The organism is uncultured Aureimonas sp., from assembly GCF_913775355.1.
GTDB lineage: Bacteria > Pseudomonadota > Alphaproteobacteria > Rhizobiales > Rhizobiaceae > Aureimonas.
The window spans coordinates 1-9,483 of sequence record NZ_CAJYIU010000088.1 but is presented as its reverse complement, the minus strand read 5'-3'; the positions used below and the strand labels follow the sequence as shown (position 1 = coordinate 9,483).

General features: G+C 67.8%; 11 protein-coding genes. 10 read left to right on the top strand and 1 reads right to left on the bottom strand.

Annotated elements, in window-relative coordinates:
* Positions 1 to 435, bottom strand: a 435-nt coding sequence (locus QZ753_RS06300) for a GntR family transcriptional regulator (RefSeq protein ID WP_294641987.1), incomplete at its 3' end; no start/stop codon positions are given.
* 273 nt (positions 436 to 708) lie between these two features.
* Between QZ753_RS06300 and QZ753_RS06295 the strand changes: the two genes are divergently transcribed.
* The 10 genes from QZ753_RS06295 to QZ753_RS06250 form a co-directional block, all read left to right on the top strand.
* A complete protein-coding gene (locus QZ753_RS06295) occupies positions 709 to 1,698 on the top strand; it encodes an ABC transporter ATP-binding protein (protein WP_294641985.1) in 990 nt (329 codons plus the stop codon).
* 42 nt (positions 1,699 to 1,740) lie between these two features.
* A complete protein-coding gene (locus QZ753_RS06290) occupies positions 1,741 to 3,036 on the top strand; it encodes an extracellular solute-binding protein (protein ID WP_294641983.1) in 1,296 nt (431 codons plus the stop codon).
* Positions 3,037 to 3,316: 280 nt separating this feature from the next.
* Positions 3,317 to 4,201, top strand: a complete 885-nt coding sequence (locus tag QZ753_RS06285) for an ABC transporter permease (RefSeq protein ID WP_294641981.1) — start codon at positions 3,317 to 3,319, stop codon at positions 4,199 to 4,201.
* A gap of 164 nt (positions 4,202 to 4,365) precedes the next feature.
* Positions 4,366 to 5,250, top strand: a complete 885-nt coding sequence (locus tag QZ753_RS06280; RefSeq protein WP_294641979.1) for an ABC transporter permease — start codon at positions 4,366 to 4,368, stop codon at positions 5,248 to 5,250.
* Between the two features lie 9 nt (positions 5,251 to 5,259).
* The gene (locus tag QZ753_RS06275; protein ID WP_294641978.1) at positions 5,260 to 5,910 is read left to right on the top strand and encodes an aspartate/glutamate racemase family protein; all 651 of its coding nucleotides are present in this window, start codon (positions 5,260 to 5,262) and stop codon (positions 5,908 to 5,910) included.
* Positions 5,911 to 6,228: 318 nt separating this feature from the next.
* Entirely contained in the window at positions 6,229 to 7,320 is a 1,092-nt protein-coding gene (rutA, locus tag QZ753_RS06270) for a pyrimidine utilization protein A (RefSeq protein WP_294641976.1), read from the top strand.
* On the top strand, positions 7,317 to 8,060 hold the full coding sequence (gene rutB, locus QZ753_RS06265; RefSeq protein ID WP_294641974.1) for a pyrimidine utilization protein B: 744 nt from the start codon (positions 7,317 to 7,319) through the stop codon (positions 8,058 to 8,060). Before rutA ends, rutB begins: the two co-directional genes overlap by 4 nt.
* A 13-nt stretch (positions 8,061 to 8,073) precedes the next feature.
* On the top strand, positions 8,074 to 8,463 hold the full coding sequence (rutC, locus tag QZ753_RS06260; RefSeq protein WP_294641972.1) for a pyrimidine utilization protein C: 390 nt from the start codon (positions 8,074 to 8,076) through the stop codon (positions 8,461 to 8,463).
* A complete protein-coding gene (rutD, locus tag QZ753_RS06255; RefSeq protein WP_294641970.1) occupies positions 8,460 to 9,251 on the top strand; it encodes a pyrimidine utilization protein D in 792 nt (263 codons plus the stop codon). Before rutC ends, rutD begins: the two co-directional genes overlap by 4 nt.
* A gap of 74 nt (positions 9,252 to 9,325) precedes the next feature.
* Positions 9,326 to 9,483, top strand: a 158-nt coding sequence (locus QZ753_RS06250; protein ID WP_294641989.1) for a flavin reductase, incomplete at its 3' end; no start/stop codon positions are given.

The following is a 9,483-nucleotide window of genomic DNA, read 5'->3' as shown; positions in this document are numbered from 1 at the left end:
CGCGATCTGCCGGTGGAAGTCGGCGGAGTGGTAGACGGACTCGAGCGGATCGTCGGCGTGCATCGCGCCGTGTTCCGCCTCGATCGAGGCCCGCAGCGCCTGCGCATCCTCGGGCCGCATCCGCGCGGCGGCAAGGGCCGCGAGCGGCGGTTCCACGATCGCCCGCGCCTCGAAGATCTCGCGCGCCTCGCCCGGCGTCGGACTGGCGATGCGGGCGCCCTTGTTGCGCTGGAGGACCACGACGCCGTCCCGAGCCAGCGCCTGGAGCGCCGCTCGCACCACCGTGCGGCTGACGCCGTAGACCTCCGCGATCTCGTCTTCTACGAGCTTCGTGCCCGGACCCAGCCGATGCCGCGCGACGGCGTCGAGAATGCCGCCGTGGATCGGTTGCCAGGACGCGGTGCTTCCGCGAGTGGGGATGGGTTCGGTCGGCACTCCAGGTCTCCAAGGTGGGCGACCGGCGGCCGCGTCCCTCCTCCAGCATGAACCGTGCCATCCGCCGCGCCGTGCGTAAAATGGGATCGGATACATCGATTGTATACAAGTTAGGCACACCCGGAAGCGAGCCGCATCCTTGCTGGGCATTCGCCTGCGGTTCGCCACCCGTCGCCGACGCTTGGCCGGCGCGTCGCTCAAGGCCGCGAGCGTGTTCCGCGATGTGGCACGCTTCCTGCTTTCACCTTCCTCGAGCGAAGCGGAGACGGACGCATGGCCCCTGGAGACCTCGAACTCGTCAAACTGACCAAGCGCTACGGCGCGACGACGGCGGTGGACGCGATCGACCTGCGCGTGCCGGCGGGCACCTATTGCTGCTTCCTCGGGCCGTCCGGCTGCGGCAAGTCGTCGACGATGCGCATGATCGCAGGCCACGAGAGCGTGTCGGCCGGCGACATCATCCTCGGCGCCCACAACGTCACGGACCTGGCCCCCGCCCAGCGCGGCACGGCGATGATGTTCCAGTCCTACGCGCTCTTCCCGCATCTCACCGTCCTCGACAACGTCGCCTTCTCCCTGAAGATGAAGGGCGCCTCGAAGGACGAGCGATACCGCAAGGCGCGCGCGGTGATGGAGCTCGTCGACCTCTCGCGCTTCGAGACGCGCATGCCGGCGCAGCTGTCCGGCGGCCAGCAGCAGCGCGTGGCGCTTGCGAGAGCCCTCGTCACCGATCCCGGCATCCTTCTCCTCGACGAGCCGCTGTCGGCGCTCGACCCGTTCCTGCGCCTTCGCGTGCGCACCGAACTGAAGCGGCTCCAGCGCGAACTCGGCATCTCCTTCCTCCACGTCACGCACGGCCAGGACGAGGCGATGGCCCTCGCCGATCTCGTGGTCATCATGCGGGACGGCCGCATCGAGCAGGCGGGCAGCCCTCAGGACGTCTTCCACCGCCCGGCCACCGGCTTCGTCGCGCGCTTCATGGGCGGCCATAACGTCCTGCAGCTCGACGGCCGGCCCGTCTCGGTGCGCGCCGACCGGGTGCGCATCGGCGAGGGCAGCGCCGACGCGCGCTCCGTCTCCGGCGAGGTGCGCGGCGTCGAATACGGCGGCGCCACCGTCACCGTCGTCGTCCATGCCGGCGACGCCGGCGAGATCACCGCCGTGATCCCCGAAGAGCAGTTCAACGCGACACCGGCCGAGCTCGGCCAGACGCGTGCCGTCCACTGGTCGCGCGGCGACGAGTTCGCCCTCGAAGCCGCCTGACCCTTTCGCCGCCTCCAGCCCCCGACCCAAGGAGACCACCTCATGAGCGACACCCCCAAGACCACCGGGCTCGACCGCCGCGCCTTCCTGAAGTCCGGGGCGGTCTTCGCCGCCGGCGCGGTCGTGACCACCAAGGTCACCGGCTTTCCCTTCGTGTCCGGCGCGCGGGCGCAGGAGGCCAAGACGCTGCGCTATCTCGGCACGGCGGTGAACCAGTCGACCGAGATCGCCGCCAAGGTGAAGGAGGATCTCGGCATCACGATCGAGTACGTGCCCGTCACCACCGACGAGGTGACGAAGCGCATCATCACCCAGCCGAACACGTTCGACATCGTCGATACCGAGTACTTCTCGCTGAAGAAGTTCGTGCCGACCGGCAACCTGATGGGCATGGACGCCAAGCGCATCAAGGAATTCGACAACATCACGACGGTCTTCACCAAGGGTGAGATCGACGGCAAGCCGATCGGCGGACAGGGCACGGCGCCCTGGAAGGTGCTCTATCTCGAGGCCAACAAGTCGAAGGCCTTCTCGGCGACGCCGACGGAGTGGATCTCGCTGATCCCGACGACCTACAACGCCGACACGCTCGGCATCCGCCCGGATCTCATCAAGCGCCCGATCGAGAGCTGGTCGGAACTCCTGAACCCGGAGTTCAAGGGCCGCGCCTCGATCCTCAACATCCCGTCGATCGGCATCATGGACGCCGCGATGGCGATCGAGGCGTCGGGCAAGTACAAGTATCCCGACAAGGGCAACATGACGCGCGACGAGATCGACCTGACGATCGACGCGCTGATCGAGGCCAAACAAGCCGGCCAGTTCCGCGCGCTCTGGTCGGACTTCAACGAGAGCGTCAACCTCATGGCCTCGGGCGAGACCGTGATCCAGTCGATGTGGTCGCCCGCCGTCACCGCGGTGCGCGCCAAGGGCATCGACTGCCGCTTCCAGCCGCTGAAGGAGGGCTACCGCGCCTGGGCTTCCGGCTTCGCCCTGCCCGCCACGCTCGACGGCCCGAAGCTCGACGCCGCCTACGAGTTCGTCAACTGGTTCCTCTCCGGCTGGGCCGGCGCGTTCCTCAACCGCCAAGGCTACTATGCGGCCGTGCTTCCCACCGCCAAGGCGAACATGCAGCCTTACGAATGGGCCTACTGGATGGATGGCAAGCCGGCCGAGAAGGACATCCTCTCCCCGCAGGGCGCCGTCATCGCCAAGACCGGCGACACGCGCGACGGCGGCTCGTTCGCTGATCGCATGGGCTCCGTCGCCTGCTGGAACGCGGTGATGGACGAGGACGCCTACATGGTCCGCAAGTGGAACGAGTTCGTCGCGGCGTAAGGCTGCGGCGGTTGTCGCAGGGGCGCTGCCCCTGCACCCCGCCAGGGGACATGATGTCCCCTCGACCCCTCATCTATTGAGAGATGTCCGATATGCGAGAGGTTCAGAGACCCTCCCGCATATCGGAAAAGTCCCAAGAGAGAAGAAGGGTTCGGGCACTCCTTCCGTCCGAAGGACGGGCGAGACCTGCGGCTCGCCCGTCGTGCGGACCAGGGCGGCAGCCCCGCCATACCCACGCGGCCCGGTGCCGTGACGATCTCGATCCACCCACGGAGGCCGCATGGCCGCGACCGATCGCAACGGGCTCGCGCCCTATCTCCAGGCGGCGCCGCTGGCGCTGGTGTTCCTGCTGTTCCTCGTGATCCCGCTCGCCTTCATCGTGATGGTGAGCGTCTGGACCTACGACAACTACCAGATCCAGCCGGCCTTCACGCTGCAGAACTACGCCGACGTCTTCGACCGCTGCATCTCGCGCCTGCCGACGCTCTGCACGACGTTCCGCACCTATCTCTCGACGCTCGGCTTCGCGCTTCGGGTCTGGGTCCTGACGCTCGGCATCGGCTTCACGATCGCTTATTTCCTCGCCTTCGAGGTGCGGTCGAAGGCGATGCAGTCGGTGCTCTTCCTGATCTGCACGATCCCGTTCTGGACCTCGAACGTCATCCGGATGATCTCGTGGATCCCGCTTCTCGGCCGCGAGGGGCTGGTGAACCGGACGCTGATGAGCCTCGGGGCGATCGACCAGCCGATCGACTGGCTCCTGTATTCGAGCTTCTCGGTGACGCTGACCTTCGTGCATCTCTTCACGTTCTTCATGGTCGTGCCGATCTACAACTCGATGCTGCGCATCGACCGCTCGCTGATCGAGGCGGCGCGGGACGCCGGAGCCTCCGGCTGGCAGATTCTGTGGAACGTGATCGTGCCGCTGTCGAAGACCGGCATCGCGATCGGTTCGATCTTCGTCCTCACGATCGTCATGGGCGACTTCGTGACGGTCGGCCTGATGGGCGGCCAGCAGATCGCGTCCGTCGGCAAGACGATCCAGACCGAGATCAGCTACCTGCAGTTCCCGATCGCCGCCGCCAACGCCGTGGTGCTGCTTGCCACCGTCCTCCTCATCGTCTTCGCGCTCCTGCGCGTCGTCGACATCCGCAAGGAACTCTAGAGTGTCCTTGAACGATGCCGGGGTCGGCAGGCCGGTCCTGCTCCCCCTTCGCAGCGTCCCGGATGCTCGACGATGCCGTCGGCATCGACTGCGCTCCGCTCCTCGCGGCAGGGCAAGCAAGCCTCGCCCCGCCTCCGCCCCGCATCATCGAAGGACACTCTGACGTGTCGGAAAAACGCTCCCGTGCCTTCTGGCCGCTCGCGATCTTCTTCTCGCTCTTCGTCCTGTTCCTCTACGGGCCGACGCTGACCGTCCTCGTCCTGTCCTTCCAGGGGCCGCAGGGGGGCCTGACGTTCCCGATGAACGGCGTCTCGACGCACTGGTTCGGCGTTCTGTGGCAGGGGCTCGGCGTCGTCGACGTCTGGGCCGCGTTCGGGCGCTCGTTCCGGCTGGGTCTCGTCGTGACCGTCCTGACGGTCGTCATCTCGGTGCTCGCGGGTCTCGCCTTCCGGCGGCGGTTCCGCGGCTCGACGCTCCTGTTCTACACGGCGATCGCGAGCCTCATCCTGCCGTCCATCGCCGTCTCGCTCGGCATCGCGCTGGAGTTTCGCATCTTCGACGACTTCGTGAAGACCTACGGGCTCGGGGGGACAAGCTACCAGTCGGCGATGGGTCTCTTCACCTCGGCGCTCGGCGCGCACCTGACCTGGACGCTGCCCTTCGGCATGCTGGTGATGCTCGCCGTCTTCAACCGCTTCGACCCGGCCTACGAGGAGGCTGCGCGCGATCTCGGCGCGACGCCATGGCAGACCTTCCGCCATGTCGTGCTGCCGATCATCGCGCCCTATCTGATCGGCGTCGCGCTCTTCGGATTCACCCTGTCGTGGGACGAGATCGCCCGCACCTCCCAGGCGATCGGCGGCCCGAACACCCTGCCGCTCGAACTGCAGGGCCTGACGACGACGGTCACCAACCCGGCGATCTATGCGCTCGGCACGCTGACGACGGCGGTGTCCTTCCTCGTGATCGCCCTCACGCTCGGCACCGGCCTCTTCCTTCGCGCGCGTCGCATGCGCGGCGCGTCCGACGCCGGCAAGGGCACGCTCTGAAGGCTCGCCATGCGCATCCTCTTCATCAATCCCAACGCCACCGTCTCGATGACGCACAAGATCGAGGCGGCGGCCCGCGCCGCCGCCTCGCCCGGCACGTCGATCCTCTCGGCCACCAACCACTCGGGCCCGGCGTCGATCCAGGGTGTGGCCGACGGCGAGGCGGCCGAGCCCGGCCTCCTCGCGCTGATCGCCGAGCGGGAGGCAGATGCGGACGCCTTCGTGATCGCCTGCTTCGACGATACCGGCTTGGCGAAGGCGAGGACGTTGACGAAGAAGCCGGTCCTCGGGATCGGCGAAGCTGCGATGCGGGCCGCCGCCAAAGGAGGGCGCGCGTTCAGCGTGGTGACGACGCTGTCGGTCTCGGTTCCCGTGATCGAGGAGAACGTGCGGGCCTACGCGCTCGGCAGTCTCTGCCGCCGCGTGCGCGCCTCTGAGGTGCCCGTGCTGGCACTAGAAGAGCCCGGTAGCGCCGCACGCGAGACGGTGGCCGCCGAGATCGCGGCCGCGCTGGCGGAGGACCGACCGGGGGCCGTCGTGCTCGGCTGCGCCGGCATGGCCGACCTTGCCGAGGCCTTCGCCGCGCAGTTCGGCGTGCCCGTCTTCGACGGAGTGGTCTGCGCTGTCAGGACGCTGGAAGCGCGGTCGCCCGACGCCTGACCGCGGTCCCGTGTCCATCTGTTTCTGCTGAAGGACGCACCATCCGGCACCAGCCGGATCGGTGTCCCGTAGCCGCCTGCGCGGCTGAACGACCACATCCTTCAAGCTGATTGCCAATCCGATAACCATAGGTTGCCGTGGTTTTCGGCATCTTCCCTCCGAATTTGTCCATTTGGTCAGTTTTTCGGGTCTCGTTCGGCGATGGGCCATTCCGACCATATTCAAGCCATTGCTTCTCCACATGAAAAACTTAGTGGCACGCATCTTGCTGCGTGTCCGGGGCGGTGCTGGTGCCGCGTTGCTGGAGCAGGAGAACGGATGGAAATCGGTGTCTTCATCCCGATCGGGAACAACGGCTGGCTGATCTCGGAAAACGCGCCGCAGTACAAGCCGAGCTTCGCGTTGAACAAGGCGGTGGTGCAGAGTGCGGAGCGCCATGGCTTCGACTTCGCGCTGTCGATGATCAAGCTGCGCGGCTTCGGCGGCAAGACCGAGTTCTGGGACCACAATCTCGAAAGCTTCACGCTGATGGCGGGCCTTGCCGCCGTCACGACCCGCATCCGCCTCTTCGCGACCGCCGCGACGCTCGTGATGCCGCCGGCCATCGTCGCCCGCATGGCCTCGACGATCGACTCGATCTCGGATGGCCGCTTCGGGCTGAACCTCGTGACCGGCTGGCAGCGGCCGGAATATTCGCAGATGGGCCTGTGGCCGGGCGACGAGTATTTCGCCCGCCGCTACGACTATCTCGCGGAATACGCGACCATCCTGCGCGAGCTCTGGGAGACCGGCCGGTCGGACCTCAAGGGCGAATTCTTCCAGATGGACGACTGCCGCCTCTCGCCGCGCCCCCAGGCGCCGGTGAAGATCATCTGCGCCGGCTCGTCCAACGCGGGCATGGCCTTCTCGGCCCGCCATGCGGACTACAATTTCTGCTTCGGCGTCGGCGTCAACACGCCGAAGGCCTTCGCCGGCAACACCGACCGGCTGAAGGCGGCGACCGACGAGACGGGCCGCGACGTCTCGACCTTCGTCCTCTTCATGATCATCGCCGGCGAGACCGACGAGGCGGCCCGCGCCAAGTGGGAGCATTACAAGGCCGGCGCCGACCAGGAGGCGATCGCCTGGCTCGGGCTTCAGGGCGCGGCCGACACGAAGTCCGGCGCCGACACCAACGTCCGGCAGATGGCCGATCCGGTCTCGGCCGTGAACATCAACATGGGAACGCTGGTCGGCTCCTACGAGACGGTGGCACGGCTCCTCGACGAGGTCGCGAGCGTGCCGGGCACCGGCGGCGTCCTCCTCACCTTCGACGACTTCGTGGAAGGCGTCGAGGCGTTCGGCACCCGCATCCAGCCGCAGATGACGTCCCGCCGGCACGTGGCCTTCCAGCGCGAGGCCGCCGAATGAGCGCGCCTCCCGTCGCCGGACACGTGCCCCGGCCGCAGACGCGCGAGAGCGTCACCCTTCCCGCCCGCCCGGAGGCGCTGTCGCTGAAGCTCCACGAGACCGCCGTCGTCGTGGTCGACATGCAGAACGCCTACGCGACGCCCGGCGGCTACGTGGATCTCGCCGGCTTCGACATCTCCGGCGCCGCCAGCACGATCGGTGCGATCGGCAGGGCGCTCTCGGCGGCGCGCGACGCCGGCGTCCTGGTGGTCTATCTGCAGAACGGCTGGGACAAGGACTACCAGGACGCCGGCGGTCCCGGGTCGCCGAACTGGCACAAGTCGAACGCTCTGAAGACCATGCGCCGCCGGCCGGAACTTGCCGGCACGCTGCTGGCCAAGGGTACCTGGGACTATGCGATCGTCGACGCGCTCCAGCCGCGCCCAGGCGACCTTCTGGTGCCGAAGACGCGCTACAGCGGCTTCTTCAACTCGACCCTCGACAGCACCTTGCGTGCGCGCGGCATCCGCAACCTCGTCTTCGTCGGCATCGCCACCAACGTGTGCGTGGAGAGCACGCTGCGCGACGCGTTCCATCTCGAATATTTCGCGGTGATGCTGGAGGACGCCACGCACCAACTCGGTCCCGCCTTCATTCAGGAGGCGGCGGCCTACAATGTCGAGACCTTCTTCGGCTGGGTCTCGACGGTCGCCGACTTCTGCGGCGCCGTCTCGCAGGCCGCCCCTTCTCCCTCGATCTGATCCAGGAGCCGTCATGCCGAAGTCCATCGTCGTCCCCGAGGGCACGCCGAAGCCGATCGCCCCGTTCTCGCCCGGCACGCTCGCCGACGGGATCGTCTACGTCTCGGGAACTCTGCCCTTCGACGCCAACAACGACGTCGTGCATGTCGGCGACGCCGGCGCGCAGACGCGGCACGTCCTCGAAACCATCATGTCGGTCATCACGACGGCCGGCGGCACGATGGAGGACGTGACCATGAACCACATCTTCATCACCGACTGGGCGAACTACGCCGCGGTCAACGCGGTCTATGCCGAGTATTTTCCGGGCGACAAGCCGGCGCGCTACTGCATCCTCTGCGGGCTCGTGAAGCCCGACGCGCTGATCGAGATCGCGAGCGTCGCGCATATCGGCCGCCGATGACGCTGCATCACGACATCCACGGGCGCAACGACGACGGCGCGCCGACGCTGATCCTCTCTTCGGGGCTCGGTGGGTCGGGCGCCTACTGGGCACCGCAGATCGAGGCGCTGGCGCGCCATTTTCGCGTCGTCACCTACGATCACCGCGGCACGAACCGCAGCGGCGGCCGGGGGCAGGATTCGATCGCCGCGATGGCCGACGACGTGCTCGACCTCGCCGCCGCCGTCGGCGCCGGGCGCTTCCACGTCATGGGCCATGCACTCGGCGGCCTGATCGGCCTCGATCTCGCGCTCCGGCCGGGGTCGCCCGTCGAAAGCCTCGTTCTCGTGAACGCCTGGGGCAAGGCCGACCCTCATTCCGGCCGCTGCTTCGACACGCGGATCACGCTTCTGGAGACGGCCGGCGTCGAGGCCTTCGTCGGGGCGCAGCCGCTGTTCCTCTACCCGGCAGTCTGGATGGCGGAACACGCGCCGCGCCTCGAAGCCGAGATCGCCCACGGCATCGCGCATTTTCAGGGACGGGAGACGGTCCTCGCGCGCATCGCGGCCCTTCGGGCCTTCGATGTGGAGGCGCGGCTCGGCAACGTCGCCGTGCCGACGCTCGTCGTGGCGGCGAAAGACGACCTCCTCGTCCCCTACACGCGATCGCTTGCCCTTGCCGACGCCATTCCGGGCGCACGCCTCGCGCTCTCGGACTTCGGCGCCCACGCGGTCAACATCACCGAGCCCGCCTGGTTCGAAGCGGCCATCGGATCGTTCCATGCCTCGCTCGGAAGGACAGCCTCATGATCAGCGCCGCAACCGCCGCCACCGAGCCCGCGGCCGATCGAGACAACGTCGATCGCCTCGCGTTTCGCGACGCGATGGCCCGGCTGGGGGCCGCCGTCACGATCGTCACGACCGACGGTCCGGGCGGCCGAGCGGGCTTTGCCGCCACCGCCGTCTGCAGCGTCACCGACGACCCGCCGACGCTCCTCGTCTGCATCAACCGCGCCTCGTCGGCCTATGCGCCGGTCCGGCG

Excerpts from the sequence above, each read along its gene's own strand:
- rutB (WP_294641974.1), top strand. The coding sequence starts at position 7,317 with ATGAGCGCGCCTCCCGTCGCCGGACACGTGCCCCGGCCGCAGACGCGC.
- QZ753_RS06275 (WP_294641978.1), top strand. The coding sequence starts at position 5,260 with ATGCGCATCCTCTTCATCAATCCCAACGCCACCGTCTCGATGACGCAC.
- rutD (WP_294641970.1), top strand. The coding sequence starts at position 8,460 with ATGACGCTGCATCACGACATCCACGGGCGCAACGACGACGGCGCGCCG.
- QZ753_RS06290 (WP_294641983.1), top strand. The coding sequence starts at position 1,741 with ATGAGCGACACCCCCAAGACCACCGGGCTCGACCGCCGCGCCTTCCTG.
- QZ753_RS06285 (WP_294641981.1), top strand. The coding sequence starts at position 3,317 with ATGGCCGCGACCGATCGCAACGGGCTCGCGCCCTATCTCCAGGCGGCG.
- QZ753_RS06295 (WP_294641985.1), top strand. The coding sequence starts at position 709 with ATGGCCCCTGGAGACCTCGAACTCGTCAAACTGACCAAGCGCTACGGC.
- rutA (WP_294641976.1), top strand. The coding sequence starts at position 6,229 with ATGGAAATCGGTGTCTTCATCCCGATCGGGAACAACGGCTGGCTGATC.
- rutC (WP_294641972.1), top strand. The coding sequence starts at position 8,074 with ATGCCGAAGTCCATCGTCGTCCCCGAGGGCACGCCGAAGCCGATCGCC.